The organism is Brevibacterium sp. CSND-B09, assembly GCF_052906525.1.
This window is the reverse complement of record NZ_JBREGI010000001.1, coordinates 2,812,139-2,838,202: the sequence shown is the minus strand read 5'-3', so window position 1 is coordinate 2,838,202 and position 26,064 is coordinate 2,812,139. Positions and strand designations below refer to the sequence as shown.

Sequence of the window (26,064 nt, the reverse complement as noted above, 5' to 3'; positions counted from 1 at the left end):
TGCCCGGATGGGCTGAACCAGGACGGTCGGCTCGGAGCCGTGTCGGCGCTCAGTCCAGCGTCGGCACGAACTCGCGCAGCCACGCTTTGAGATCGTCGCCGAGGTCCTCCCGGTCGCATGCGATCTGCACAACGGCCTTGAGGTAGTCGAGCTTGTCTCCCGTGTCGTAGCGAGCGCCCTTGAACACGACTCCGTAGACGCCGTGGCCCTCGTCGTCTCCGGCGAGCTCCTGCAGGGCATCGGTGAGCTGGATCTCGTTGCCGCGTCCCGGCTTCGTCGTCTCGAGGACATCGAAGATCTCCGGCGCCAGCACGTAGCGGCCGATGATGGCGAGATTCGACGGAGCATCCTCGGTGGCGGGCTTCTCGACGAGGTCGGTGACCTTGACGACCTCGTCGTCAGCAGTGGACTCGACGGCGGCACAGCCGTAGAGGTGGATCGCCTCGGGCGGAACCTCCATGAGGGCGACGACACTGCCGCCGGTCTTCTCCGCGACCTCGATCATCTTCGGCAGGATCGGGCTGCGCTCATCGATGAGGTCATCACCGAGGAGGACCGCGAACGGCTCATTGCCCACATGCTGACGCCCCTTGAGCACGGCATGGCCGAGTCCCTTGGGGTCGCCCTGGCGCACATAGTGGATATCAGCGAGTTCCGAGGGATGGCGCACCGCGGCGAGCTTCTTGTCGTCGCCCTTCTGCGCGAGCGCTGCCTCGAGCCCGTCAACCCGGTCGAAATGATCCTCCAGCGGCCGCTTGTTCCGACCGGTGATCATGAGAACGTCCTGCAGACCGGCATCGACGGCTTCCTCGATGACGTACTGGATCGCCGGCTTATCGACGACCGGGAGCATCTCTTTGGGGGTGGCTTTCGTGGCGGGGAGGAACCGAGTTCCGAGACCGGCGACGGGGATCACGGCCTTGCGAACGGTGCGCTGCACTTCATCACTCATGAAGTCATCTTAACGAATCCGCCAACCCCGGTTAGTCTGAAATGCGTGGACTCACAAACTTCGAAGGCGCAGCTGCGGTCCCGCATTCGCGCAGCTCGCGCAGACCGCTCCCTCATCGAGGCGACTCCGGGGACCACGGCGGCTGCGGGGACGGTGGCGGCCGCTGCGTGGGACCTCATCCGAGAAACACCGGTTCGTTCCCTTCTTGCCTATGCGGCGCTGCCCGGAGAGCCGGACCTCGACCCGGCACTCGATCAGTTTCTCGCATCCGGCGGCACCGTCTACGTGCCCGCCGTCACCAAGGTGGGCGAACCTTTGATGTTCGGCCAGGTCACTGGTTCAATGGCCAGCCTGAGACCGCAGGGACGATGGGGAATCCGCGAACCGGCCCGGGATGGTGAGCTGCTCACCGCCGCCCAGCTGCTCTCCCCCACGATCGGCCTCGACCTCGTGTTCGTCCCCGCCCTGGGCTTCGGCACCGATGGTGCTCGGCTGGGAAACGGAGGCGGCTTCTACGACAGGACCTTCGGCCCGCACGGGGCCGAGCCTCTCGGGTCGGGCGTTTTCGGATCGGGACTTCCTGGTTCCGAGCCCCCTGGTCCCGAGCCCCCTGGTTCGGAACGCAATGGTTCGGCAGCTTCTGGTTCGGCAGCTCCTGGCTCGGGTCCCCGCGTTGTCGGGGTGTGCTTCGCCTACGAGCTCAATCTCAAGGGTCTCGCCGCAGAAGTCTGGGACCTGCGCATCCCGGAGGCCGTCACCGACGACGGAACTCACATCTTCACGGCCTGATCGTCGGGAATCAGCACCCACTCGCGCATGTTGATATGTGGATAACCTTGTGCATATCCCGGACCGGTGCTCCGGGGAGGTTCCGACGTGCACTATAATCTTGTCGTCGAAGAAAGGTCTCGAATGCCCGTCTACTCCTACGCCTGCAAGAGCTGTGGTCACGCCTTTGATATTCATCAGGACTTCAGCGATGACTCGCTCACCGTCTGCCCGGAATGCCAGGGCCGCCTGAAGAAGGTCTTCGGCGCCGTGGGCATCAGCTTCAAGGGATCCGGCTTCTACGCCACTGACTCCCGCTCGAGCAAGTCGAGCACCGTCAGCTCCTCGAGTTCAGACTCCTCCTCGAAGGAGTCCTCGAGCTCGTCGTCGAAGGAATCCTCCAGCACGTCGACTTCGTCATCGAGCAGCTCCTCGGCAGCGAGCACCCCAGCCGCAAGCTGAGCGACGCCGGTCGCCAGCTGACACTTCCCAGCCGCCAGCTGACAGCCGGCACCTACAGGTGATTCACCTCAGCCGCCAGCCGACCGAATGCCGCGACGAACCGGCTCTCGTCACTCAGACACCAATCGCCTGTGGACGGCACGAACTGTCCACAGGCAAGTACCGTACCCTTGCTGCGGGCCGCGCACCGCCGCAGACTCGGCGGCATGGGCATCTTCCACCGCATCCGGTCCTCGTCTTCTAGCTGGTCACGGCCGTCTCGCATTCGGCCGCAGCGCATCCTCGCCGCCGTCTGCCTCGCGTGCGCCTGCGCTCTTGCCGTCTGGGTGCTCACACCGAGCAGCGCAGGAACGGCGATCGTCGTCGCGAAGTCGGACCTGGCGCCCGGAACCGAGCTCAAGGCCCAGGACCTCACTCTCACTCAGTTCCCTTCCGACCTCGTCCCCGACAAGGCATTCAGGTCCGTTGAAGAGGTGAAGGGACGGGCCACCTCGGCGGGGTTGTCGAAGGGGTCACCTCTGACCTCGTCGATCGTTCTCGATCAGCAGGCGCTGCCCAAAGGCAGTCGCGATCTGCTCATGCCGATCCGTCTGGCCGATGACGCCTCGGCGGCACTGCTCCAACCGGGGCAGAAGATCCGACTCTTCTCGTCCCTGCCCGATGGCGGGTCGGAAGTCGTCGTCGAGAAAGTGACGATCGCCCGCCTCGTCGACAAACCCGAAGGAATAGCCGCGGAGTCAGGACAACTTGTTTCCGTGATCCTCTCCGCCGATGACGCCGGGCGTGTCGCCGAGTTCGCCGGACTCCCCATCAGCTTTGCAATCCTCCCTCGCTGAACCATGCCATCGCCGGGCCGTTCGCCCTGCTGATCTGCGGTAGTCGGAGACGTCTGCGTTCACCTGACCGGCATTCATCACTGCGTTCCGACTACCCGGAGCATCACATCGATTACCCGAAGCGTCAATACGATGATCAGACTCGCAGAACATTTCTGCTGACAATGAGTTACCCATGTGTACTATTGGAACGTAATTGAGCTATTCGATAACAGCATTTCAGTGAACACACACCGAGAGGGTTTCTCTAATGCTTAAGGGATTCAGAGACTTCATTCTCCAGGGGAATGTCGTCGAACTCGCAACAGCGGTCATCATCGGCGGCGCTTTCACCGCCATCGTCACCGCCTTCTCCGACAAGATCATCAACCCGCTCATCGCCGCTGTCGGTGGTGCTGAGGGACCGGCCCTGCAGATCCCGCTCAAGGAAGGCGTGCCCGAGGCCACCCTTGATATCGGTGCGGTCATCACTGCGGCCATCAACTTCCTCATCGTGGCCGCCATCGTCTACTTCATCATCATCGTGCCGATGAACAAGCTCAACGAGCTGCGCAAGCGCGGAGCTCCCGAAGAAGAAGTTCCTCCGACCACCGAGGATCTGCTCGGCGACATCCGCGAGATCCTGCGCAACCAGGTTGCCTCGCCTGCCGGACCCGCCGAAGGTCCCGCCACCGACGGTCCGATCGATCCGAACCAGCCTCCGCGGCACTGATCACCAGCCGATCGCAAAGAAGGCCCGCTCGCATCCGAGAGCGGGCCTTCTTCATGTCTGAAACCTCTCCAGCCCGCTTGAAACCTATCGGCCCGTCTGAAACCTATCGGGCTATCTGAGACCGATCGGGCGCTATTGACCGACCGTAAAGGGCGGGGAGATGCCCGGTCAGATCGAAGCCACCAGACGGATCAGGAGCTATGACCAGTGCGGGGGCTTCTGCGAACGGTAGTAGTCCTCGCTGAAGCCGCCGCCACCGGAGTCGGCTTCATTGCGCAGAGTCGCTCGATATCGACGCTTCGCCGCTTCGACCCGGGCCCTCCGAGACTCATCAGTTTCGGCCTCGCCGTCGCCATGTGATGGCTGTACCGGCTCAGCGCCGGACTCGCCGCCGCCGTGCAGTGGCTCGTCCAGTGCAGTGTTCGACCCGCTGACGCTGGGATCAACCGTTTCTCGGTCGCTGCCGCCAGCCTCTCGGTCGCAATCAGCATCCTCGCTGCCGGCGGGCCGGTCAGGCATCGTCGTTCTTCGACCCCGACTTCGCCGAGGCGGTCCCGTCCGTCCCGGATTCAGCCGACTCCGACTCCCCCGACTCCGCCTCGGCCGAATCCGACCCGCCAAAGTCAGCGGCGGTCGAATCCTCGTCGGCCGAATCCGAGTCTGCGGACTCGGCCCCAGCCGCGCTGGCGGCCCCAGCGTCGTGCGTGGCAGTTGCCTCCGCGGACGAACGTGCACTGTCCTCACCGGCACTGTCAGACCCCGCATCAACCGAATCAGCGTGGGCGAGCTCGTCGGCCGCCTCGGGGACCTGGTCATTGCTTGCGGTCTGCACGAGGCCGGCGGAGCGGAGCTCATCGGCACGGATCTTACCGGTGTCGAAGGTCGGCAGGATGTCGTCTTCGACGGGTCCAGTCGAGTTCGACCGTGGGATGAACACCTCAGCGCCCGTGACTTTCTTCGCCTGCGCATGGCGTTCGCGGTAGCGGTCCACGGCGGCCTGCAGCTGGGAATCGCCGCGGCTCGAGTTGCCCTTCTGCGCCAGCGCGGTGCGCAGCAGGTCCTTGATCTCACCGTCGCCGCGCACGACCGCATCCGACTGGATCCAGTCGATCATCTGATCGAGGCCTTCGGCGGAGTACTTGTGCATCGGCAGACCGGGCACGAGCTTCGGTCGGCTGCCGGTGCGGCCGACGACCACCGAGGCGGCACGCGCCGCATTGAGAACGGCCTGCGGGCTCATCGTCTCCACGGTGGCACGCCAGGTCTCGAAGATCTTCTCGGTCTCGGTCTGCGGGTCGACGAACGCATCGGTCGACCACACGCGCATGAACTTCCAGCCTCGGCGGCTCAGCTGTTCGGGCAGCACCCGGTCCCGCTGGCGCAGGCTGCGCATCGACGCGTATTCGGGTCCGTCACCGGCGACGGCGATGATCATTCCGTGCTCGTCCTCGGTGGAGTTCGCCACGGCCAGGTCGATGCCGTTGTAGTGTTCGTGAGCGACGACGCCGAGCTGCAGCAGCCGGTCGGCGATGTCATTGAACAGCGGATCGTAGATCTCGCCGTGCGGTCCGGGCTGGTGGACGCCGCCGGTCGCGACCTCCTCGAGCAGCTGCGGGAGCATGACCGCTCCACCGTTGAGTTTGCTGCGGTCGAAGTCCTCGGCCTCGATGCTCGAGACCAGGGTCAGCCGCTTCCTGGCCCGCGTCATCGTGGCCGCGAGGATGCGACGACCATCCGGCCCGGACAGCGGACCGAAGTCGTGGATGACGCGACCGTGGACGGTGCGGCCATAGCCGAGGGTGAAGATCACGGCATCGCGCGACATGCCCTGGACGCGTTCGGCGTCGGTGACGACGAATGGTTCCTTCGAAGAATCGTTGAAGAACGCCGCCACATACGGCAGATCCTTCATCGCCCGCGAGATCGCCGTAGCCACTCGCTGCGCATGATGCGGGGTGAGCGCGACGACGGCCAATGACTCCCGCGACCGATTCCGCGCGTGCTTGAGCACCAGATCGACGACGCGTTTGACCTCGGCGTCGGGGCTCTCGACCCGACCGGTCCCGATGTCCGTGGGGCCCCTGCCGTCGGCGACATAGGAGAATTCGAGGCCGCTGCCCTCACCGGTATGCGCGGTCGGCAGCGTCGAAATCGTCGAATCGTAGAAGTGCCGGTTGGCCAGGTCGATGAGCCCGACCGGGGATAAGCGGTAGGAGTTCGACAGTCGCATCCGCGGCAGGAACTCGCCGAGGCGGTCCTGCACCGAGCGGGGATGTTTCCCGTCGTCCATGCCGAAGCGATCGACCGCGATCGAGAACGGGCGCGGTCCGAGCAGGCGGGAGTCTCCGAGGGAGATGACCTGACGGGCTCGGGTGATTCCGGGAACGACATCGGCGACCGAGAGCCGTCCGGCATCGGCGATGACGACCGCATCGAAGAGAGGCAGAGCGGAGAAGAGTTCGGGCACCGTGTACGGGCTGCCCATCCACACCGGGGCCAGAGTCGTCAGCAGTTCGGGTGCCTGCGTGGAGATCCGCTTCGTCGAGGTGTGCTTCGACAGCAGCTCCTGTTTGATGACTCCGGCGGCGATCGGGTCGGATTCGATTCCGCGCTTCCATGCCTGCGCATGGTTGTAGCGCAGTCGGGAGGCACCGGCAGCGACGAAGGCGCGGTCGTTCTCGCGGAAGCCTTCGGCCACCTGGTGGAGAGCGGCACCGTCGTGGCGACCGATCGCAGGATCTTCACCGGCCATGGTCTGCAGTACGGAGGCCCAATATGCGAGGTCGAACTCGGGGCCGACGAGTGACTCGTCGACCTTGCGCCTGCGCAGATCGGCCATGAGATCGCCGAGGCCCTCGCCGTCGAGTTCACGCTGCAGGCGGGACCGTTCGGGCAGATCGGCGAGGTTCTCCGAATCGCTGCCCATCGCTTCGGCACGTGCCTGAAGTTCCTCGATGAGCATCGATCCGAGGTCCCCGCCGTCCGGCGTCGTCTCGAGGATCGGGGCGAGCTTGGCCATATCGGCTTCCACGCTCTGGAGGATCTCGTCGGCTTCGAGGACGCCGCGCGGGATCTGCGGGCGGCCGTCATGTCCGGCGAGGTCCGAAAGGATGACCCGCTGGGCGCGGACGTCGATGAGTGCCTCGTGGAGGTCAGGCACCTCGGCGCCGGGCCGGAGGAACTCCGCGGCCGATTTCTTCAGTCGACGGCGCTGCATCATGCCAATCTCGACGCCGACATCGGCCCGGTATTCGGGTGTGCCGGTGGCGGCGATGAGGTCATCGAGGCGGTGGTCGTAGATGTCGGGTGCGAAGTTGTCGAGCGTCTTGCGCACGCGCAGGAGCACGCGGACGGCGCGGGACCAGTCGTCGACATTGCGGCGCGGATTGAGTTTCGCCTTCTGCAGCACCGGTTCGGTGGCAGCGACGAGGTCGGGGATCATCCGACCGATGCGTTCGGCCACGGTGCGTGCGGCTTCGGCTTCTTCGACGGATTTGAGATCGGCTCCGAACCAGACGGTGTCTTCGACATCGAGGGTGAAAGCACCCAGTCCGGCGAGTTCACCGAGTTTGCCGCGCAGGATGTTCCGGCGGTCGTCGCTGGCGCCGAGGATATCGTCATCGAAGCGCACCGGTGTCTGCGGGGAGTCATCACCGGAGGTCAGTTCGGCGAGGTGCTGCATGGTTTCGTAGACGGAGACGTCCCACGGCTTGCGCCTGCGGTGCAGGGAGGAGACGTGGTCGGCCAGGGTCGCCCGCTGTTCGTTGAGTTCGGTCAGCAGGTGGGACAGGTCCGGGCGTTCGGATTTCTCTGCCGAGGCGATGAGACCGATGAGCTGTTTGCGGATGTCTTCCGAGCCAGCGCGGGTGTCGACCGCGAAGTCGGAGAGTCCGACCTCGCCGAGGCGAGCAGAGAAATCGTCGAGCGCATCGGAGGTCTGCGCGAGGAAGAGGACGCTCTTGCCGGTGTGTGCCAGTGTGGTGGCCACGGCGACGGCAACCTGGGTGGCACCGGTTCCGGGCGGGGTGTCGACGACGACGGAGTGACCGGACACGGCAGCGTCGACGACGGCCTGCTGGTCACCGTCGACGTCGATGACGAGGAATTCCTCCTGCGGCTTCCGGTCGGGAAGCGGGGTGATCGGCTCCTGAAGCGCAGCGGGAACGACGTCTTCACCGTCGGCTTCAGCCGCGGGTGCTGTCTTCTCAGACTTGGTCGCCGATACAGCTTCGGCATCGGTCGACGTCTTCTCGTCGTCGGTGGTCGTGTCGACGGAGGACTCGGCGGCAGTGACCGGCTCTGCGGCATCGAGTGGTTCGTCGGTGATCGGCACGGTCGGCTGACCGTAGTCCTCATCGGCATCCGCTTCATCAGCGGCACCGGCAGCTGCCTCGGACGAAGCATTCTCGGCCGCAGGCTTCTCGGACGCAGCTTTCTCACCGGTCTTCTCGCCGCCGGTTGCCGACTCATCAGCGGACTCAGCAGCATCCTCGGCGAGGTCGCCTTCTGTCGTTTCCGCAGTCTTGGTCTCAGCTCCTGACTTCGCTGCGTCCGCGGAGGTCGCTTCAGGCGCCGACTTCTCGCCGCCTGCGGGTTCGGTGTCCTTGTCTGCGGACTCGGCGGCAGCGGCGACGCCGGCGACTCTCTTCGCTTCGGCTCGCTTCTGCTCGGCTTCGGCCTTCTCGGCGGCGGCGATCTTCTCGTCCGGGAGCACGCCCGGCTGCGGCACATACGAGGGCCCGCCGAGGGAGGCACGCACGTCCTCGTCACCGGCCAGCGCCCGCAGAACGGGATGCTGGGTAGGCAGGTAGTCGGTAGAGAACGGGTTTGCGATGTTCGCGAACGTCGAGATGATCAGGCGGTGGTTGATCCGCAGACCGGGCACGTTCTGCCCCAGATCGCGCAGACGGTCGAGAGCCGGGCCCGGGTCGAAGCCGTGCGGTCCGCCGGTCGCGTCGACCCATTCGTCGACGGGCACGTCGAGGTCGTATTCCTCGCGCAGATGCTGGACGAGAGCGGGGTTGATCGTGATCTCGTTGTCGAGCACGATCTCGTAGTCCTCGACTCGGGACCCACGAGGCACCAGCGCGATGTGGCGCATGACGACGGGGGCGTTGAACTTGAACTTCGCGTCCTTCTCCGTCCACGAAGCGAATCCGAGCGCCAGGTGGGCGGTGCGGATGCCGCGTTCGTTGTCGAGCTGTTCTGCCTTCGACCGGATGGATTTCGCACGCCGACGCGCGTCCGTGAGGATGTCGTGGTCGCGGATGAGGCTGGAGAGTCGGGTGGCGCGACCGGCCAGCAACTGTGCCAGGCCGGAGGGGTGGGCGCCGGAGAGGTCGATGCTGCCGTCACGGGAGTCCCGGAAATGAAGCATGGTGTCGCGACCGCCCAGATGGGCAGCCTGCTTCTTCCACTCGGCGAAGACATCTCCGAGTTCTGGGAACTGTTCGTCTCTAACGGAATCCGACACAATTCGACCCTAACGAGAATCTGTCCATAATAGGTGCTGGCACACCGTGGAACAGTGAGGTTTCTTCTACGCTACACTGGGTGATCGTGGTTGAGGACGACCACCTGGCCCCCGTAGCTCAGGGGATAGAGCACCGCTCTCCTAAAGCGGGTGTCGCGCGTTCGAATCGCGCCGGGGGCGCACTGCCTGACCAGGCCAAACACTAATTCGACTCACCTTCACGAATCGGCGTCACGAACATTTCACGAACACGAACATCGGCACGAACCGAGTCCAGCCGCTCCGCAACCTCATCGAGATCGTCCTCGAACAGCTCCGCATACACGTCGAGAGTCACCGTTGCCGACTCATGGCCGAGCATCCGCTGCACTGACAGAACCGACGCACCCGCCGAGATCGCCATTGATGCCGCCGTGTTCCTGAGCTTGTGCGGCGTCAGGTCTGGAATGCCGATCCCCTTCGCCGCCTGATCGAACCACCTGCCGCGCTCATTGCGGTTCCGCAGCGGCTCACCCCGCACCGAGGTAAAGATCAGATCATCCGGGTCCATCCCGACGATGTGCGCCGCGATCATCTCGACAAGGAACTTCGGGACCGGCACAGATCGAATCTCGTGCGTTTTCGGCGGCTTCACGAGCATCTTCCCGTTGTCATCGACGATGGTCTGCTCGACGTTAAGCCTCCGGCGCAGCGGGTCGAAATCCTGCACCCGCAGACCCGCAAGCTCTCCCCACCTCAGGCCCGAGTACGCGAGCGTGTAGACGATGAGCTTCTGCCGGTCATCGAGCGTCGCAGCGGCCAACTGCTCGACCTGCTCGGCTGAGAGGTAGATTCTCCGCTGAGGCGTGACCTTCGGGTACTTGATGCCTTTGCAAGGATTGTTGTGAACTCTACGGTCTCTCACTGCCGCCTCGAACGCCGCCGACAGGACGCCGACAATCTTCTTCACCGAGCGTACAGACTGCGTTTCCAGAAGATCCTTCACCCATGCCGCAATATCGCCGTGCTCGACCTCTGAGAGCCGCACAGTCGACCATTTCGGCTCGATGTGCGTGTTGATGATGCCCTGAGTCCGGTTCTTCGTGGTGACGCCGATATCAACACGGCTGTCGAGGTGCTGCTGAACCCAAGCGGGGACGTCGACGGCACCACGCTCGGCGGCAATGTAGGAACCGTCAGTGAGGGACTGCTCGACTTCGTTCTTGAACTTCTCGGCCCATTCGTCGGTTCCCGCCTTCTTGTACTTGTACTTGAAGGTTTTGGCTCGAATCTTGCCGGAGCCGTCGCGGTAGCGGACCTGCCACTTACCGCTAGGAGTCTTGTGAATGCTCGCCACGGTATTCCTTGTCCAGCTCGACAAGCGGCTCAACCACCTTGTCCATAAGCTCACCCGTCGAGCCAACGAATTGGGCCACGATCCCGAAGAGCTTCATCGTCGCCTTCTGGATAGGCGGCGAGTCATCCGTAATCGGCAATTCCACATATTCGTCAGTCAGCTCCATCAGGTCATCACCCGTGGCGATCACAAGGTCTCGAAGCTCGTGCAACGACACCATTGCCTTGAAAGTCTCGCGCATCTTCTGCTCAAACTGCGGTCGCAGCGCACTATCGGAGTCCTCAGTTCCTGGGCCGTTTATGGCGGCATTGAAGTCGAGGCCCAGTATCTCAGCGAAGGCAAGAGCTTCGTTCAGCCTCAAGGGCCGTTCCCCCGACTCGACCCGCTGCACCATCTGCTGACGGAACTGTAGCCCCCTCCCCCGGAGTGCCTTAGCCATAGCAGTCTGAGACATGCCGAGCTGGTCTCGCTTCGCCTCGATTGACTTCCTGAAGTTGTCCTCCCATTTGGGCGGAGTGGTGGCTTCGTTATCTTCTTCCATACTCGCATCCTACCGTTTTGATGCCCCGCATGAAACATGTGGTACATTGAATGCACGGCATCAGTTTGGTGCCCCCCAACGGAAATGAGGTTATGGTGAGACAGATCAATGGCAGGCGGGTGCTCTCCACTGCGGAGGCATCGGAATACTTCGGCGGAACGCCAAGTGTCGGCACGCTCCGCTACTGGCGGCACATCGGTGAAGGCCCGAAGTCATTCCGGCTCGGTCGCAAGCTCGTCATGTACTTCGAGGACGATCTCGAAACGTGGCTGATGGACCAGTACGAAGAGAGCGTGACGGCATGACCATTTACGACGTGCCGGTCAGTGACACCGAGTTCTTCCCGGTTTCCGGCGACATGCTCCGGCTCATGAAGCACGAAGAGCAGCAGGCCGAGATTCGCGCCCGTGACCGTGCGATCAGGGCGCACATGCCGCCACACCGTGCCGAGCATCTGATAGGCCTTCTGAATGAGAACGACCTCGGGACTCCCGCCAAGAAGTCACCCGAGGCCGCTGACCTGAACACCCATCAAGGAGAACAGACCGTTATGAACGATACCGGCATTCTACCCGGCCCCGCTGACACAGACGCTTCACGCTGGCACCCGCTGTGGTGCGACCCCACCGATGACAACTGCTATGTCAACGACGATGTGGAGCACCACGAATCTCACGCCGGGCTGCGTTACGGGTTTGACGCACCTCACGGCGCACTCACTGGACAGGTGCGCCGCTACTCGTGGGACAACGAAGCCCTGCTCAGTGTTGTGGTCGAAAAATCTGGCGGGGAAAGCCTTGAGTTCTCTTGGTGGGAACTGAAGAAACTGCACAACGAGCTACTGCCCCGGATGCTCCACGAACTCGAATACGCACTGGGCCAGGAGTCCTGACCATGAGCACACCGTTCTCCAAGATGGGCTGGCTCTCAGCCGCCCTTCGGGGTGCTGACGATCTCAGTCACGCCCAGAAAACGGTGCTCACGGTGATGTGGACCTATGCCTCATCCGGCGACGGTGGAGACATTCGCCCAGGACGCAACCGACTCATGGCCGATGCGCGGGTGGACCCCAAGACGCTGAGTCCAGCTATTGACCGGCTCATCGAACGCGGTTACATCGAGCTGGTCGAGAAGGGTGGGAACGAGGTTCGCAAAGGTTGGGCGAACACCTACCGGCTGTCGATGCCAGTACGTCTCCGCAATCCTCAAGGGGGTGACTCACTGGACCCCTACGAATCCGAGAGTCATCCCCAAGGGGGTGAACCATTCCCTCAAGGGGGTGAACCATTCCCTCAAAGGGGTCCAATGGTTCCCCTTCAAGGGGTGGAGTCAGTGGACCCCCACCCGGTCATAGACCCGGGCATCCATCCGGTCATTGAGAGTTTCACCATCAATTCCGAGGAATCGATGCGCGATAGCCAGAGGCTCATCACGAAGAAGCAACGACAGCAACTCATCGACCGGATCACCTTCGAGGCCCACACCCTCATCAGCAACAACTGCACCCAAGAGGACTACCAGTCGGCATCCATGGATACCTACGGCGACATCGAGAACTTCCTCGGTGACGAGGCAGCAGGCGAATGGGTCAACTACTGGACAGTCAACGGGCAACTGGTGGAGAGGTATGCGGCAGGCAAGAAGCTCAACCAGTTCATCAACGCCTGCATCGAGAAAGGAATCACATTGGAAGGAGCAGCAGCGTGAGTCACATGACCGCGGACGCCAGACTGTTCGCGCATCTCGCGGGCAAGCACGATGACCCGCACATCATGATCCGAAGGGGCAAGCTCTTCGGCCTCCGAGTCCGCCTCTCCGAAGCGGTCAGCCTCGCTGACTCTCTCGTCGATCTGTTCGAGCAACTGCAAGAAGAGAAGGCTCAAGCCAAGGCAGGTGATCGACCATGACCATGACCTCATGCCTCATCTGCGGTGAAGTCTCGCAAGGGCCACGCTGCGAACAGCATCGAATCGTCAAGACCAAGACGAACACCGATCACGTCGCCTTCGCCAACAACGCGAAGTGGAAGAACCTCTCCAAACGGCTCCGCAAGAAGAGTCCCTTCTGCGAAATCTGCGGAACCGCCGAAGACCTCACCATCGACCACATCGTCCGAGCAGTCGACCGCCCCGAATGGGTATACGAGATCGACAACTGCCGAGTGCTGTGCAGGTATCACAACGGAGTACTCGCCGGGGTTCCAGCGACTCCCGAAGGCGAGTCCCAGATCGCGGAGAAGATCAGGGTACGGAGACAGCGGAGACTGCAGTACATCAGAGGTGGGGCCAAGGCCCAAGAGGCGTCAACGCTCCGATCCCCTCGGCAGGCAAAGTTTCCCTCTCATACCCCCACTGGGCATAAGGGAGAGGTGGTGTGAGTGGCGATCAAGGCTGGTCCGAAGGGTCCGATTACTGCTGATCCGCTCGATCTGTCGGGGCTGTCGACTTCTCGGGCGAAGCGGCGGATCGAGTTCATCGAACGGTTCTGCATCACGCCGAAGGGTGTCGGGGCCGGGGAACTGGTGAAGCTTCGCGGTTTCCAGAAGGAAATCATCACCGGGGCGTTCGGGAAGGGCATCGTGTCGGCAGGTAAGCATTTGATCGCGGCGAAGGCGGACGTTAACCACGGTAAGTGGTTGCCGATGCTCAAAGAAATCGGGATCGACCAGGCAACGGCGCGAATGCTCATGCAGATCGGGCGCAATACGGCGATTTCAAATCGTTGCAATTCCAACGATTTCCCCACTGCAGTCCGCGCCCTATATGAACTGTCCCGGCTTAACCCGTCCGATATTGAGGACGGCATCGAGTCCGGTGACATCACCCCAGACATGTCGATCAAGGACGCGAAGAACTACGCGCACTCAGGCCCGTCCCCCGAAGAGCAACGTCAACGCAACGAAGAAGCTCTCGAACGCGGTAGAGCAAACGGAACCATCCCACCAACAGTAACCGAAGAAGAGTTAGACGCAGGCGCGGAGAAGTTCGTCCGCAACCTAGTCGGGGGCCAAACAACATCCCGAGCATCCCTTTTATGGTTGCTCGCAATCCTAGCCCCGCGCAGGGGCTGTTCTTATGTCCGAAAGGAACACATGCACATCTACAACCGCCCCTTTTACGAGAAGTCCGATTGGGTGCGCACCCATGAAGAAATCGCGGATCGCACACGAGTATCACCAGCAGTCAGAGCCAACGGTGAACCCGGCGTACTCATCAAATACGGTCGGTCTTTCGCTGTGCTCGGAATGAAGGATGCAATCACGTTCGCAACCCTGATTGCTGACACCGTGGAAATTTCGAAGAAGACGGTGGGGAAGAAATGAACACACCGAACGACCTGCCCACCCCGACCGTCCTGCACAGCAAATACAGGGCGGCGAAACAACGCATTCGGGAACTCGAAGAACACAATCAGCAGCTACTCGCCGGTGGGCAATATCTGTTGAAAGCCGAGGCCGAAGCACGGAAGAAGGCTGACATTCTCGACTACCTGTTAGCCGACGTGACTAACCGACTCCCGGACGTTCTTCGGAATGCCGGATACATCGAATTTCATCCGAAAGGAGGTGAAGGCAAATGAACGACGAAGCTGCAATGCGAAATCTCGTTGAATCGCTGTTCCACCCTGAAGCGGAACCGCAGAACAACGATCCGACCGAACCCGTCACCGTATCCGCTCCGGTCATTAACAGTCAGGCAGACACTCCTGACCCGTTGACTCTTCAAGACGCCAATCGAATCGCCGCGAACAGCGGAACAGCTGGGGCGCTAGGTGCCCTATTCAACAAAAACCCTTTCCACAACCTCTAAGGAGAAAACACGATGACAAGCATGGGACTCAACCCGAACGGACTCGACAGCGCTATCAGCTCGGCTGAAGAAGCAATCAAGCAGGCAAAGCTCAACATTCCCGCATTCGAGCCAGGAAACTACTTCGAGCACCCTGGCACACCGGACGTTCGGGAACTCGCCCTGCGAGAAGTCAGAGCCGGACGTGACCCACTCGATTGCGACGAGGCGCGCCGAGCACTCGACCGCCGCTGGCTGGATCAGAACTTCAACCACTATGAAGCCGCCAAACAAGCACGCCTGTTTGATAAGCGCGACCACTACCTCAACCACTATGACGCAATGGTAGACGAACTCCTAGAACGATTTGATACCGCCGTAGACACCCTGCATGACGTATATAAGGTGCTCGGCAACAAAGACATCAAGGATGTTGCTCCGATGCCAGAACATTTGGTGCCAATCGCCCGAGCGAAAGAAGCCGACCACAACGCCCACGCCGCCATTCGCTCACTAGCAATGATCAGAGGTTCGCTGAAGCCCAGCAGTGGAGGCACCAAGTGGGAATGCTACTCATACATGAAACCAACACTCGATCAGGTAGTGGAGCACCGGCTACACCGAGACCCAAACCTGATCCCCGGCGTATGGGATGCAATCAGATTCGGTATCGAAGTGGAGCTGGCAACCACGAGAGCCGAGGAAAGCAAGCGACACAAGGCGGTCGAGGCCGAAGAAGCACGACGCAAAGCCGCAGCAATCGACAACTGACCCGCACAACACAACACCCCGACAAGGCCACTCGTCTTGTCGGGGTGCCAAGGAAGGACAACACATGATCGCAGTCAACACAGGCAGCGAAACCATTAAGCTCGGCGCAGCCCCCGAACACGTCACCATCGAGAAAGCCAAACTGATTATCCGCGATGACAAAGGCAAGGCAATCGCCCAGTTCCGCAAGTGGGAACACTGGTACGAAACCCACTGAATCAGGAAGTACCACACTCCAGGTGAGAGAGTCCGCAACCAGGGTACAAAACGAGGGTATAGAACCAGGGTGAGGAAAGTTTAGAGTCCGACCCCCAGGGGGCATCCGGTCCCCACCCCTCTCAAAATCGTGCCCCCGGCATTGCGCTCTCTCCCTTGGCCATGAAAAAACGTTCTCATTAAGGAAAGGGGGTCTGTATGGCCCGGAAGTCGCACCCGAAGCGGGGTGAGCCGAGAGTGTTCGAGTCTATTGCTGAGGCGGCTGCTGAGGGTACGGAGCTTGAGTATTTGCTGGCTCTTCAGCGGAAGCTTGCGAGGACTTTGGACGCGTCTGATACGCCGCCGTATGCGTTGGCTGGATTGTCGAAGCAGTTCAATGAGGTTTCGCGCCTGGTGGAGGAAAAGCGGGTGAAAGCTCGTGAGCATTTGAAGGTGGTGGAGTCGCCGGAGCGGTCGGCGTTCGACGCGAAGGACATTTGATCGGGGTCTACAAGCTTCGTGTGTGCGCCTGTTTAGGCGTGTGGTGAGAGTTTGGCCCCGCATGGCTGCTTTTGTCGGCTGTGCGGGGCGCTTTCCTTGCTTTCGGCCTGAATCTCCGCATCAGTAGCAGGGCTGCAGAAGTCGTGTCAGTGCCTACACCTACTGTGGATGAATCGAGGTTATGATGAGTGAACTAAGGAGGTGGGGAGCCATGCCAGTGGTTGTGCCTGAGGCCATTTCTCTAGAGGAAGCGCGTCGCCGATACGATGCGATCCTTGGCCGGATAGCTGATCTAGACGACTTCCGGGCGAAAGCTGAAGCGTATGCCCTCGACAGTGAGGGGCAGGCGATCTATGACGATCTTGTTGAGTTGGAATTCCTAATTGGCAAGTGAGGTTAGCTCGCTTGAGAAACAAGCTCAGGAGTTCGCGCAGAGTTTGACTGAAACAGTTCATGCTGTTGTTCCAGAGTGTGAACCGTTCACGGCTAAGTACGTTGAAGGTGAGCCGAGGATCGCTGTTCGCCAAAGCCCGAGCAAAGGCATCCCGTTGAAAGTTGACGGGGTGCCTTTCCTTGATTTGAAAGTGATTTTCGAGTGCTGTATGGATAGCAAGGGCGATTATCTAGCAGTCGAGAAGTCAAGGATCGAGGTTGCACCTAAGGCTGGTAGTGGTCCGATATTCCGGTATGAGTATGATCGGGATTATACGAAGGCTCCACCGGCTCATATGCATGTTCACGCTCACCGTGATGCGTTCACTTATCTAATGGCGACGGCAGGCAGTTCGAGTAAGCGTTCTAAGCGTCGTGTGGAGTCGGGGAAGGTTCCTTCGTTGCAGGACATTCATTTCCCCCTTGGTGGGCATCGTTTCCGCCCATGTCTTGAGGACATTTTGGAGATTCTAATAGAGGAATTCGGCGTAGATATGCAGCCCGGTACGTTGAGGGCGTTGAGGGCAGGTAGGGCTGATTGGCGTAGGACTCAAGCGCGTAGCGTAGTGCGTGATGATCCGCAGTCAGCGGTCGATATTCTTCGGAGCCTCGGTTATGACGTTGAGTGGAACCGCGGAGAGTCTGAGCCGGCCGTGCGGTGGGATCGTTTAGAGCAGTACTAATGCGGTGAGCCGGTAGTTCCGTCTCTGCCGTGCCTGGCTATAGAGTGCTGGGCAACTGTAGGAGGTGAAACGATGACCGACGTACCCGACAAATGCCCTCAGTGTGGAGGTGAGATAAGAATTCGGCCAGCCCTTGAGGGGGCCAGCCGTAGTGAGAAAGTTTGGGCATGCAAACGACAGTGTTTAGCTTGGCCCATCCGATAGTCACATCACAGAAGCGCCCCCATGTGGCCCTTGTTTGGGTCACGTGGGGGCGTTTTCGCGTTGCTAGTCTGCGGCTACCATTCGCGTCTCAGACCGGGTTCAGGGTCGCGATTGCGCTCTGCATTTTCGATGTGATCGTGAGGCAATGGTCATCGTCCAGAACATCACTCGTGATGATGACCTGCAGCGCCTCTGTCAGCAGCATGTTCGCCCGGTGTCCAGCCTCGTTTGTGGTCCGCTTCGTCATGTCAGCAAGCACCAACCACAGGGTTTCTGCGAGGTCGCCGCCGACTCCCTCAGTCTCGAATTCGGTGAGGGCTTGCCGGAGTGCTTGTGCCGACAGTTGACCTGGTGACAGGACTAGTTGCAGGAATGAAGCACTAGTGTGCTTAGTGATGGCGGTGAGTTGTTCAATGGTGAACGATTCTTGCCAGTCAAGTAGACGAATTGCTGTGCAGGTGTTGGTGGTCAGCCAGTCGGCAACAGTGGACGGGGGCGTGGTGCCGACGTAGTGGCGGACGTTCGTGGAAACAATGGTGTTGATCGGCGTGGTGGAGGCCGGTTGTGGTGGTTAAGATGCCCACGGCAACCCGATCTATGATTGGGACAATCCCGAGGTGGTCGACTCGATCCCCGCACATGTCGATTATCAGAACATCACCGAGTCGACGGACAACGGGGACACCCTGTGACACAAGGCCGAGATCGTCGCGTACGTCAAACGTGAGTTCGAGACCGGTGAAGGTCAGCGGCTCCTGTGGCGTGGGGACCATTACGAGGTGGACGGGCCGTTCCAGATTCGATCGGCACAGGGGCACACGCATCATTTCGAGGTGACTCTGAAGCGATACACCGGCTGGGACGCCTGACAAAGAATTCTTCGGGGCCGGGGTCTGTGGTGGTTCCCCGGCCCCGTTGTCGCGTCTGTAGCAAATGCTACAGACGGTGGCGGGTGCCATGCGATTTGCCATGGTTAGGGGTAAGCCCAGGACTTTCTCCCATTTTTGGGAGAAAGCTCGCGCCCACGCACGCGCGGGGCGGAGCGAGCCATTTCAAATCGGACCAATTGGTCCGATGCCTCGCACGCGCACGCGCGGGGCTGAAGAGGGTACGGTTCCAGAAATGGAAGCGTAACCTCCCCGGTTCTGGGGAGGTTCGTGAGTCCTCACTGCCCCCTAGGGTGTCCCGCTCATGTCCCCTGGGGACAACTCCGATCACGAACATTTCACGAACATCAGTGCAAGAAACACCCCGATCACGGATGACTGCGCCAACGCAAAAATGGACTATCCGTCCAGGTCACAAGCCCATATTGCTCGCAGTTCAAAAATGGCAACGATACCTCGAAGGCTCTCCTAAAGCGGGTGTCGGCAGTTCGAATCTGCCCGGGGGCGCCAGAACCACCTGTCCGAGCAAGATCCACTTGCCGATGTCGCCCAGACCCACCATCGCCGAGGCGGCCGATCGTATCGATCGGCCGCCTCGGTGATCGTCTTCCGGCCTGAATGATCCGCTCCTCGTGATCGGGATTCACGGACTCAGGCGGGGTCTAGAGGCCAGGCTCTGCCGGGGCCTCGTTGCTCTTGCGGCGACCGTGATCGCGGGCGACGCGGACGACCATCGTCGGGCACTGCGAGTACGGCAGCACCGACTGCGATGTCGAACCGAGCAGGAGGCCGGCGAATCCGCCGCGGCCACGCGAGCCGATGACGAGCACTTCGGCCGTGTCAGAGGCTCGGACGAGCACCTCGGCGGGCTGGCCGTCGAAGAGCGTCCACGTGACGTCGAGATCAGGGAACTCTTCGGCCAGCCGCTGTTTGGCGACGACGAGTTTGTCCGCGCCCTCGTTGACGAGGCGTTCGAGGTCGGCGGTGCTCGGCAGCCACTCGGGACCGATGACCGTTGTGGTGATCACGGCGACGATGTGCAGCGGTGAGCCACGGCGCACAGCCAATCGGGCCGCCTTCCACAGCGCCGGGGATTCGGCGCCGAGGGAGTCGACGCCGACGACGACCTTCCCGTCGAAGCGCAGACCTTCGATCGACTCGGCATTGGGGTCGTGGGTTTCGACCTCGACGCCGTCCTGTCGGATCGGCCGCGACGAGGTCGGGTGCGCGGGGCGCTCGGCCTGGTTGTCCCAGCAGGAGGGGACGACGACTGTCGGGCATGCGGAGTGCGCCGGCAGAGCGCTCGAGACCGTGCCGAGGAGACGACCGGCGAAGCCGCCGCGCCCGCGGGAGCCGACGACGGTGAGGCAGCCGGTCTTCGATTCGTCGATGAGCACACCGGCGGCGTCTCCGATCTCGATGACCGCCTCGACGGGAACACCGGCGGCCTTCACCTCGGCGGCGGCCTCCTTGAGCGTGTTCGTCACGGCCGCACGGATCGAGCTGTCGTCGATGGGCACATAGGACACGTCGATGGCGGCCGCGGCCACGCTCGGGATCGTGTAGGCGCCGACGAGGCGGATCGGACGGTCCAGGGAGCGTGCCTCTTGGATCGCCCAGGCCAGGGCATTGCGGCTCGGCGGCGAACCGTCGATTCCGACGATGACGGCTTCGGGCTCACCGGCCGGGGCCGGGTCGGGGTTCTGTGGGCGATCCTGCTCACTCATCGCAAGCTCCTTGGGTCGAAGCGAACTTCTGTTTCGTCCACCCTAGAGCACATTGACGGTGAGAACTTCACCTATGTCACATCGTTATCCGAATTGCGCCAACATATGGACAACACGGTCCCCTATCTGGGACGATGGCCCGTTTTCAGGCGGCGCTGGAGCTGTTGTCAAGCAGCGCTGGAGTATTCGAGGAATGGTCGCCACTTCTCGACGGGCTTGTCGATCCCACGCATCCACAGCTGACCCAGGCGGGGCTCCTGCGGCAGGAAGCTGAGCTTCCAGCCGATCTCACTGAGAGTGCGATTGCCCTTGCGATTGTTGCATTCGCGGCAGCACGCGACGAGATTCTCCCAGGTGTTCGCTCCTCCGCGAGACCGTGGGACGACGTGGTCGACGGTGTACGCCGGTTTCGAGCAATAGGCGCAGCGGTGGCCGTCCCGACGCAGGACTCCGCGACGGGAGAGCGAGACGCGGCGGTTGCTCGGCGGGCGCACATAGCGGGTGAGCAGGATGACGGAGGGCTGATCGAGACTCATGTGCTCGGATCTCACCGGAATGTCCTCTGCGGCCAGAACTGTCGCCTTTCCGGTCAGCACGAGCACCACGGCTCGTGTGAACGGAACGATCGACAGCGGTTCATAACCGGCGTTCAGCACGAGAGTCTTCATATCTCGCCCCTCATCTTCTTCTCTATCGGGCCGAAACCGGCTGCCCCGGCCCCAGGGAACACAAAAGGCGCCGTGCTCATGGGCACGACGCCTGGGAAAGAGGGCACGGAGACAGATATGTACTCCGCACCAGAGACTGGAGCGGCTATTCGAATTATTCGACTATGCCCCATCCGCTTTCCTTCGCATCAGCGGTTGACACCACTTGGTGTCCACCATTTATGGAACTCAATCTTCTCCAGAGTAACGCCGCGCGCGCCCGTGACCCAATTCATACGGCTAGCGTCACGGAAACTTCGGTTTCCGTTCACCGAATCTGGTAGGTGCGATATGCGCCCGAAGTTTCCGGGCATACGAAAGCTCCCCGTGCGACTCGAGGACCGTCGAGTCTCACGGGGAGCAATCGGAAAGAAGATCAGAGAACGCGGATGAAAGTGACGTTGCCCATCCAGCTGTAGCTGCGCTTCGAGGTTCCCGAGCTCGGCGAACCGGCATCGTACATCTGTCCGCCACCGGCGTAGATGCCGACGTGGCCGGGGTGCCAGATGAGGTCACCGGGCTTGGCTTCGGACTGCGAGACGATCTGGCCTGCACCCTTCTGTGCACCGGAGGTGCGGGGCAGGTTCACGCCGACGTGGCTGTAGACCCACGAGGTATAGCCGGAGCAGTCCCAGCCGTTCTGGCTGGTTCCGCCCATGACGTAGGGGGTTCCGACGCCCTTCTGGGCCCAGGCGAGGACCTGCTCGGCCTTGGATCCGTCGATGGATCCCGAGTCCTTGGAGTCGGACTCGCCCGAATCGGACGATCCGCTGTTGGCGGTGTCGTCGGAGGTTCCGGCGGATTCGTCGGAGGAGGGAGTGGAGGTTTCGACCGGCTTGGGCTTCGGCTTGGGCTTCGGAGCAGCTTCAGCGGTGATGGCCTTGCTCTCGACACCGAAGGAATCGGACTTCTTGTCGTCCTTCTTGTCCTTCGAGTCGTCGCCGATGGTGACGGTCTGGTTCTCGAAATCGACCTTCTGGGTGGTCTCGGCTTCTGCGGAGACCTTGCTCTGGTCGTCGGCTCCCTGACCGGCGGCCGGCATCACTGCGGCGGTCAGCAGACCACCGCTGGCAGCGACAACTGCTGCGCGACGGCCGAAGACGCCTGAGTTGGCGTTCAGAAGTTCAGTGAGTTCGGTCAGTGGAGTCTTGACCTTGGCATCGGCGGCGCGGCGGCCATGCTGCTTAGTTGCCACGTTTTCCCTCTCGCACCTATTGGCTTTCCGGGCCAACCGCCGCTCTTGGTCCTTGGTATCCCACAGCGAGCGCGGCGTTCGGTTCTCGCTGTGCAGTCGTCATTGCGTGAACGACCTCCACAACTGTAACCAATCGGTGACTGATTGTCACGTTTTTGTCACAACCACCGGAGGAAAACCGTGATGTTTTCCATAAAAACGCAGGTCAGAGGCCCTAAATGGCGTAAAATATTCGTAACATTTTCTCGTTATACGACGTGACCCAGGGGTGGAAAATCCACTCCCTGGGTCAGAGATCACAGTCATTTGTAACGAATCGGGGTTCGGGCACCCGCTCTTTCGTTACCGTTGCTCGGTCTCGTCGTTATCGAGACACAGCGCTGCCGTCACCGAAACGCCCTCTCGTCCCGTTACCGAGACTCAGTCTCGCCGCTATCGGCGGAGGCCTCTGGGCGTCTCAGCTTCGGTAGGCGAAGACGTGCGAGGCGGTCTCGACCGGCAGGTCGAGTACGTCCTGCGCGCCGGGCACCTGCACGGTGATGTATTCGCCGTTGCGAGAGATTTCGACGTCGCTGCCCGGCAGGACGCCGGCGACCTGGAACTGCTGAAGCAGATGGATATCGACCTGCAGGGGTTCGGCCAGCCAAGCGATCGTCAGCTTCTTCGCACCGTCCCGGCCGACTGCCGTGGCGAGGTCGATGACGTCGGTGGTCTTCGAGGCCTCGCCGCCGATGACGTCGAGTCCGGGGATCGGGTTGCCGTAGGGCCCGGTGGAGGTCTCCGAGAGCAGCGTCACGAGCTTGCGCTCGACCTGCTCGCTCATCACGTGCTCCCAGCGGCAGGCCTCGTCGTGGACGAGTTCCCATTCGAGTCCGACGACATCGGAGAGGAGACGCTCGGCCAGGCGGTGCTTGCGCATGACGTCGGTGGCGATCCGTCGGCCCTCCGGAGTGAGCTCGAGATGGCGGTCGTTGCCGACGTGGAGCAGTCCGTCGCGCTCCATCCGCGCCACGGTCTGTGACACGGTGGGGCCGGAATGGTCCAGGCGCTCGGCGATGCGGGCACGCAAAGGCACGATCGACTGTTCTTCGAGCTCGATGATCGATTTGAGGTACATCTCGGTTGTATCAATGAGGTCGTTCACTTCTGACCAGCCACTCCACTCTTCGTCTTCAGGTCGTTTCGACCGTTTCAGGCGTTGTCACCATTTCGGGTCGTTCCGACCCTGCCCCGCCCCGCACAGGCGAACCCGTTCGCGGCCGTTGCGATCTGCCCCAATCCTATCGTGCGTTCAGCAATTCCCGTGATTCGAGGATTCGCCCCGTCCCGGAGGCGACCTCGGTCAGCGCCTGACGGCTCGACCGGGGTCTGCATCTGCCCGTTCGGGAAGAATTCGCACCGCCCGGCTCAGCCCGCGTTCGTGTAGGTCGTCTTGTGCACTGTGAAGAACTCGCGTGCCGCCCGAGCCTGTTCGCGGGGACCATAGCTCGACCCTTTCCGTCCGCCGAAGGACACGTGATAATCCACTCCTGCAGTCGGAGCATTGACCATGACCATCCCGGCATCGGCGTAACGCTTGAAGTGGGTCGAATATTTCAGGGAGGTCGTGAAGATGCCCGCGGACAGTCCGAACTCGGTGTCGTTGGCCACGGCCAGCGCTTCGTCGTAGTCGGCGACCTCGATCACCGAGGCGACCGGACCGAAGACCTCTTCGACGTTGATCGTGTCGCCCGGCTTCGTGCCCGTGACGAGTGCGGGCGCGAGGAAGTACCCCTCCGTGTCCGAATCGATGAGCTCACCGCCGGTGACCTCCCCGCCTTCGGTTCGGGCCTTGGCAATGTAATCGAGGTCCTGGTCGAGCTGGGTCTTGGAGACCACGGGTCCGATGGCGACGCCCTCGGCGCGGGCGTCTCCGACGGTCAGCGCCGCCATCTTCTCCTTGAGCAGCGCGACGAATTCGTCGTGGACATCGGAGGTGACGATGAGGCGGGAGGACGCGGTGCAGCGTTGGCCGGTGGAGAAGAAGGCTCCGTTGATCGCCGCCTCGGCGGCCGCTTCGAGGTCGGCGTCGCCGAGCACGACGAGCGGATTCTTCCCGCCCATTTCGCACTGCACTCTGATCTGGTGGGCCGCAGCCGATGCGATGACGGACCGTCCGACGGCGACGGATCCGGTGAAGGTCACGGCGTCGACCTTCGCCGAGGTGGTCAGTGCGTCCCCAACCACGGAGCCCGGCCCCATGACGAGGTTGAGGACCCCATCGGGCAGTCCCGCCTCGGCGAGGATATCGACCAGTGCGTACGCACTGGCGGGGACGAGCTCGGCCGGTTTGAATACGATCGTGTTGCCGAAGGCCAGAGCCGGGGCGATCTTCCAGGCCGGGATGGCGATCGGGAAGTTCCACGGGGTGATGATGCCGATGACGCCGATGGGCTCGTGCGTCATCTCGGCAATGAGTCCGGGGCGGACCGAGTCCACGACCTCACCGGTGTTGCGGATGGTCTCGCCGGCGAAGAACTTGAAGATCTGGGAAGCGCGCAGCACCTCGCCCTTGGCTTCGGCGAGCTGTTTGCCCTCTTCCCGGGCGAGCAGATCGCCGAGTTCATCGGCGCGTTCGGCGATGAGGCTGCCGGCCTTGTCGAGGATCGCGAATCGCTGCTGTGAGCCGAGGTCCGCCCAGGCGGGGGCGGCAGCGCGGGCGGCAGCGATCGCCGAGGCGACCGTGGCGGCATCCGCGCGGGCGTAGCGGCCGATCACATCGGACGGGTCGGACGGGTTCGTATTCGTCGACCGGTCGTCGCTGGGTACCCGGGCTCCGCCGATGAGGTTGTCGAAGACGGCGTCGGGTCCGTACTGGGTGCTGAATGCTGGGGGTGTCATGGGTGCTCCTTTGCATCGTCTGCGCCTGGTTGCGGTGCGCATGTTGTGACCATTGTGCTGGGTGGCCGGCGCCCTGTGCTGATTCGTTCTGCAACACGGACCCGTGACGTGGACCAGTGGCGCGCCACTGATCCGCACTCCGAAACGGTGCTGTCGATCTCCGCTGCGCTGCGGCACAGTTCGGCGGTGCTCAGGGGAGGAACCTCAGGGGTAGAGGCGGACGACCGACCAGGCCGAGGCGTCATCGAGGTCGGCCGCGTCGTGACTGCCGTCGGCGCGGCGGAAGACCCACCGGTCGTGGAACCGGTTCTGCTGACCCTGCCAGAATTCGATCTCGAAGACGCGCACGCGGAATCCGCCCCAATGATCGGGCCGCGGCACGTCCTGACCCTCGAACTCGGCCGCCGCTGCATCGTATTCGGCCTGCATCTGCTCGCGGCTGGTCACCGGCTGGGACTGCTTCGACACGGTCGCCCCGATCTGCGATCCACGGGGGCGCACGGCGAAGTAGGCGTCCGAGTCCTCGGGGGCGGCCACCTCGGCGACACCGCGGATGCGGACCTGTCGTTCCATGTCCTGCCACGGGAAGTTCACGGCGATGCGGGGGTCGGCCCGCAGCTGCCGGCCCTTCGCGGAGTCGTAGTCGGTGAAGAACAGCAGTCCGCGCTCGTCGAGGCCTTTGAGCAGGACGATGCGCGAGCTCGGGCCCCATTCGTCCAGGGTCGAGACGGTCATCGCATTCGGTTCGCGGACATGGTCGGCCGCCTCGTCGTACCACTGGCGCAGAAGGTCCAGGGGTGCGGTGTCCGGGTGTTCGAAGACGGCTGAGTCATAGGACTTCCGGGTCTGCGGGAGACGATCGACGGGCTCACTCATGTCTTCACTCTACGACGCGGCACGGACACGAGTCAGCCGGGTCCCGCCTCGGCGGGGCGATCGAGCCGGGTCCCGCCTCGGCGAGGGCAGTCGAGACTCGGAATGTCGAGTCGGCACGTCCGTCACATGACGGACCGG

Annotated in this window: 27 protein-coding genes and 1 tRNA gene; 17 read left to right on the top strand and 11 right to left on the bottom strand. The window is 62.2% G+C overall.

All coding sequences use genetic code 11. The features are described from left to right. Positions 1-49 precede the first annotated feature (49 nt). The gene (gene galU, locus ACU4IU_RS12675) at positions 50-952 is read right to left on the bottom strand and encodes a UTP--glucose-1-phosphate uridylyltransferase GalU (RefSeq protein WP_139468177.1); all 903 of its coding nucleotides are present in this window, start codon (positions 950-952) and stop codon (positions 50-52) included. 45 nt (positions 953-997) lie between these two features. Between galU and ACU4IU_RS12670 the strand changes: the two genes are divergently transcribed. From ACU4IU_RS12670 to mscL, 4 genes are all read left to right on the top strand, one after another. After that, a complete protein-coding gene (locus ACU4IU_RS12670) occupies positions 998-1,741 on the top strand; it encodes a 5-formyltetrahydrofolate cyclo-ligase (RefSeq protein ID WP_446656913.1) in 744 nt (247 codons plus the stop codon). 123 nt (positions 1,742-1,864) lie between these two features. Beyond that, positions 1,865-2,182, top strand: a complete 318-nt coding sequence (locus tag ACU4IU_RS12665; RefSeq protein WP_139468176.1) for an FmdB family zinc ribbon protein — start codon at positions 1,865-1,867, stop codon at positions 2,180-2,182. A 206-nt stretch (positions 2,183-2,388) separates the two neighbouring features. Next, entirely contained in the window at positions 2,389-3,018 is a 630-nt protein-coding gene (locus ACU4IU_RS12660) for an SAF domain-containing protein (protein ID WP_181270718.1), read from the top strand. Positions 3,019-3,268: 250 nt separating this feature from the next. Then, positions 3,269-3,730 (top strand): large conductance mechanosensitive channel protein MscL, encoded by a 462-nt coding sequence (gene mscL / locus ACU4IU_RS12655; RefSeq protein ID WP_062862383.1) that lies wholly within the window; start codon positions 3,269-3,271, stop codon positions 3,728-3,730. Between the two features lie 511 nt (positions 3,731-4,241). Here mscL and ACU4IU_RS12650 read toward each other — a convergent pair. Further along, complete coding sequence (locus tag ACU4IU_RS12650) at positions 4,242-9,203, bottom strand: DUF4011 domain-containing protein (RefSeq protein WP_446656912.1); 4,962 nt, start codon at positions 9,201-9,203, stop codon at positions 4,242-4,244. Positions 9,204-9,310: 107 nt separating this feature from the next. Here ACU4IU_RS12650 and ACU4IU_RS12645 point away from each other — a divergent pair. Further along, positions 9,311-9,383, top strand: a tRNA-Arg gene (locus ACU4IU_RS12645). 22 nt (positions 9,384-9,405) lie between these two features. Here ACU4IU_RS12645 and ACU4IU_RS12640 read toward each other — a convergent pair. Then, entirely contained in the window at positions 9,406-10,539 is a 1,134-nt protein-coding gene (locus ACU4IU_RS12640; RefSeq protein ID WP_446656911.1) for a tyrosine-type recombinase/integrase, read from the bottom strand. Beyond that, entirely contained in the window at positions 10,514-11,080 is a 567-nt protein-coding gene (locus tag ACU4IU_RS12635; protein WP_446656910.1) for a helix-turn-helix domain-containing protein, read from the bottom strand. Before ACU4IU_RS12635 ends, ACU4IU_RS12640 begins: the two co-directional genes overlap by 26 nt. 95 nt (positions 11,081-11,175) lie before the next feature. On the opposite strand from ACU4IU_RS12635, the gene ACU4IU_RS12630 reads away from it, so the two are divergent. The 12 genes from ACU4IU_RS12630 to ACU4IU_RS12575 all read left to right on the top strand — a co-directional run bounded on the left by ACU4IU_RS12630 (position 11,176) and on the right by ACU4IU_RS12575 (position 16,729). Continuing rightward, a complete protein-coding gene (locus tag ACU4IU_RS12630; protein ID WP_446656909.1) occupies positions 11,176-11,385 on the top strand; it encodes a helix-turn-helix transcriptional regulator in 210 nt (69 codons plus the stop codon). Then, positions 11,382-11,972 (top strand): hypothetical protein, encoded by a 591-nt coding sequence (locus tag ACU4IU_RS12625; RefSeq protein WP_446656908.1) that lies wholly within the window; start codon positions 11,382-11,384, stop codon positions 11,970-11,972. Before ACU4IU_RS12630 ends, ACU4IU_RS12625 begins: the two co-directional genes overlap by 4 nt. A 2-nt stretch (positions 11,973-11,974) precedes the next feature. Further along, complete coding sequence (locus tag ACU4IU_RS12620) at positions 11,975-12,787, top strand: hypothetical protein (RefSeq protein ID WP_446656907.1); 813 nt, start codon at positions 11,975-11,977, stop codon at positions 12,785-12,787. Continuing rightward, positions 12,784-12,987 (top strand): hypothetical protein, encoded by a 204-nt coding sequence (locus ACU4IU_RS12615; protein ID WP_446656906.1) that lies wholly within the window; start codon positions 12,784-12,786, stop codon positions 12,985-12,987. The genes ACU4IU_RS12620 and ACU4IU_RS12615 overlap by 4 nt, the downstream gene beginning before the upstream one ends. Further along, entirely contained in the window at positions 12,984-13,457 is a 474-nt protein-coding gene (locus ACU4IU_RS12610) for an HNH endonuclease signature motif containing protein (RefSeq protein ID WP_446656905.1), read from the top strand. The genes ACU4IU_RS12615 and ACU4IU_RS12610 overlap by 4 nt, the downstream gene beginning before the upstream one ends. After that, positions 13,458-14,402, top strand: a complete 945-nt coding sequence (locus tag ACU4IU_RS12605) for a hypothetical protein (protein WP_446656904.1) — start codon at positions 13,458-13,460, stop codon at positions 14,400-14,402. Continuing rightward, the gene (locus ACU4IU_RS12600; RefSeq protein WP_446656903.1) at positions 14,399-14,659 is read left to right on the top strand and encodes a hypothetical protein; all 261 of its coding nucleotides are present in this window, start codon (positions 14,399-14,401) and stop codon (positions 14,657-14,659) included. Before ACU4IU_RS12605 ends, ACU4IU_RS12600 begins: the two co-directional genes overlap by 4 nt. After that, positions 14,656-14,889 (top strand): hypothetical protein, encoded by a 234-nt coding sequence (locus tag ACU4IU_RS12595; RefSeq protein ID WP_446656902.1) that lies wholly within the window; start codon positions 14,656-14,658, stop codon positions 14,887-14,889. Before ACU4IU_RS12600 ends, ACU4IU_RS12595 begins: the two co-directional genes overlap by 4 nt. 12 nt (positions 14,890-14,901) lie before the next feature. Then, entirely contained in the window at positions 14,902-15,639 is a 738-nt protein-coding gene (locus tag ACU4IU_RS12590) for a hypothetical protein (protein ID WP_446656901.1), read from the top strand. Between the two features lie 64 nt (positions 15,640-15,703). After that, positions 15,704-15,856: a hypothetical protein gene (locus ACU4IU_RS12585; RefSeq protein ID WP_446656900.1), complete on the top strand. Its 153-nt coding sequence runs from the start codon at positions 15,704-15,706 to the stop codon at positions 15,854-15,856. 197 nt (positions 15,857-16,053) lie between these two features. Continuing rightward, positions 16,054-16,335 carry a hypothetical protein gene (locus ACU4IU_RS12580; RefSeq protein WP_446656899.1) on the top strand — a complete coding sequence of 94 codons (282 nt, stop codon included), beginning with the start codon at positions 16,054-16,056 and terminating at the stop codon, positions 16,333-16,335. A 211-nt stretch (positions 16,336-16,546) separates the two neighbouring features. Next, complete coding sequence (locus ACU4IU_RS12575) at positions 16,547-16,729, top strand: hypothetical protein (protein WP_446656898.1); 183 nt, start codon at positions 16,547-16,549, stop codon at positions 16,727-16,729. A 1,013-nt stretch (positions 16,730-17,742) separates the two neighbouring features. Here ACU4IU_RS12575 and ACU4IU_RS12570 read toward each other — a convergent pair. The 7 genes from ACU4IU_RS12570 to pdxH all read right to left on the bottom strand — a co-directional run bounded on the left by ACU4IU_RS12570 (position 17,743) and on the right by pdxH (position 25,926). Next, the gene (locus ACU4IU_RS12570; protein WP_446656897.1) at positions 17,743-17,901 is read right to left on the bottom strand and encodes a hypothetical protein; all 159 of its coding nucleotides are present in this window, start codon (positions 17,899-17,901) and stop codon (positions 17,743-17,745) included. A 1,302-nt stretch (positions 17,902-19,203) separates the two neighbouring features. After that, positions 19,204-20,268 (bottom strand): universal stress protein, encoded by a 1,065-nt coding sequence (locus ACU4IU_RS12565; RefSeq protein ID WP_139468173.1) that lies wholly within the window; start codon positions 20,266-20,268, stop codon positions 19,204-19,206. Between the two features lie 167 nt (positions 20,269-20,435). Further along, the gene (locus ACU4IU_RS12560) at positions 20,436-20,936 is read right to left on the bottom strand and encodes an HNH endonuclease (RefSeq protein ID WP_139468172.1); all 501 of its coding nucleotides are present in this window, start codon (positions 20,934-20,936) and stop codon (positions 20,436-20,438) included. A 415-nt stretch (positions 20,937-21,351) separates the two neighbouring features. Next, the gene (locus ACU4IU_RS12555; RefSeq protein WP_259357432.1) at positions 21,352-22,170 is read right to left on the bottom strand and encodes a C40 family peptidase; all 819 of its coding nucleotides are present in this window, start codon (positions 22,168-22,170) and stop codon (positions 21,352-21,354) included. Between the two features lie 457 nt (positions 22,171-22,627). Further along, positions 22,628-23,314 (bottom strand): metal-dependent transcriptional regulator, encoded by a 687-nt coding sequence (locus tag ACU4IU_RS12550; RefSeq protein WP_139908932.1) that lies wholly within the window; start codon positions 23,312-23,314, stop codon positions 22,628-22,630. A 263-nt stretch (positions 23,315-23,577) separates the two neighbouring features. After that, positions 23,578-25,050 (bottom strand): aldehyde dehydrogenase family protein, encoded by a 1,473-nt coding sequence (locus ACU4IU_RS12545; RefSeq protein WP_446656896.1) that lies wholly within the window; start codon positions 25,048-25,050, stop codon positions 23,578-23,580. Between the two features lie 204 nt (positions 25,051-25,254). Further along, positions 25,255-25,926 carry a pyridoxamine 5'-phosphate oxidase gene (gene pdxH, locus ACU4IU_RS12540; protein ID WP_446656895.1) on the bottom strand — a complete coding sequence of 224 codons (672 nt, stop codon included), beginning with the start codon at positions 25,924-25,926 and terminating at the stop codon, positions 25,255-25,257. Positions 25,927-26,064: the final 138 nt, after the last annotated feature.

Coding starts and splice junctions, on each gene's coding strand:
- ACU4IU_RS12595 (WP_446656902.1), top strand. CDS start 14,656: ATGAACGACGAAGCTGCAATGCGAAATCTCGTTGAATCGCTGTTCCAC.
- ACU4IU_RS12580 (WP_446656899.1), top strand. CDS start 16,054: ATGGCCCGGAAGTCGCACCCGAAGCGGGGTGAGCCGAGAGTGTTCGAG.
- ACU4IU_RS12565 (WP_139468173.1), bottom strand. CDS start 20,268: ATGAGTGAGCAGGATCGCCCACAGAACCCCGACCCGGCCCCGGCCGGT.
- ACU4IU_RS12660 (WP_181270718.1), top strand. CDS start 2,389: ATGGGCATCTTCCACCGCATCCGGTCCTCGTCTTCTAGCTGGTCACGG.
- ACU4IU_RS12575 (WP_446656898.1), top strand. CDS start 16,547: ATGCCAGTGGTTGTGCCTGAGGCCATTTCTCTAGAGGAAGCGCGTCGC.
- ACU4IU_RS12600 (WP_446656903.1), top strand. CDS start 14,399: ATGAACACACCGAACGACCTGCCCACCCCGACCGTCCTGCACAGCAAA.
- ACU4IU_RS12585 (WP_446656900.1), top strand. CDS start 15,704: ATGATCGCAGTCAACACAGGCAGCGAAACCATTAAGCTCGGCGCAGCC.
- pdxH (WP_446656895.1), bottom strand. CDS start 25,926: ATGAGTGAGCCCGTCGATCGTCTCCCGCAGACCCGGAAGTCCTATGAC.
- ACU4IU_RS12665 (WP_139468176.1), top strand. CDS start 1,865: ATGCCCGTCTACTCCTACGCCTGCAAGAGCTGTGGTCACGCCTTTGAT.
- mscL (WP_062862383.1), top strand. CDS start 3,269: ATGCTTAAGGGATTCAGAGACTTCATTCTCCAGGGGAATGTCGTCGAA.
- ACU4IU_RS12620 (WP_446656907.1), top strand. CDS start 11,975: ATGAGCACACCGTTCTCCAAGATGGGCTGGCTCTCAGCCGCCCTTCGG.
- ACU4IU_RS12625 (WP_446656908.1), top strand. CDS start 11,382: ATGACCATTTACGACGTGCCGGTCAGTGACACCGAGTTCTTCCCGGTT.
- ACU4IU_RS12635 (WP_446656910.1), bottom strand. CDS start 11,080: ATGGAAGAAGATAACGAAGCCACCACTCCGCCCAAATGGGAGGACAAC.
- ACU4IU_RS12545 (WP_446656896.1), bottom strand. CDS start 25,050: ATGACACCCCCAGCATTCAGCACCCAGTACGGACCCGACGCCGTCTTC.
- ACU4IU_RS12610 (WP_446656905.1), top strand. CDS start 12,984: ATGACCATGACCTCATGCCTCATCTGCGGTGAAGTCTCGCAAGGGCCA.
- ACU4IU_RS12560 (WP_139468172.1), bottom strand. CDS start 20,936: ATGAAGACTCTCGTGCTGAACGCCGGTTATGAACCGCTGTCGATCGTT.
- ACU4IU_RS12570 (WP_446656897.1), bottom strand. CDS start 17,901: ATGACGAAGCGGACCACAAACGAGGCTGGACACCGGGCGAACATGCTG.
- ACU4IU_RS12590 (WP_446656901.1), top strand. CDS start 14,902: ATGACAAGCATGGGACTCAACCCGAACGGACTCGACAGCGCTATCAGC.
- galU (WP_139468177.1), bottom strand. CDS start 952: ATGAGTGATGAAGTGCAGCGCACCGTTCGCAAGGCCGTGATCCCCGTC.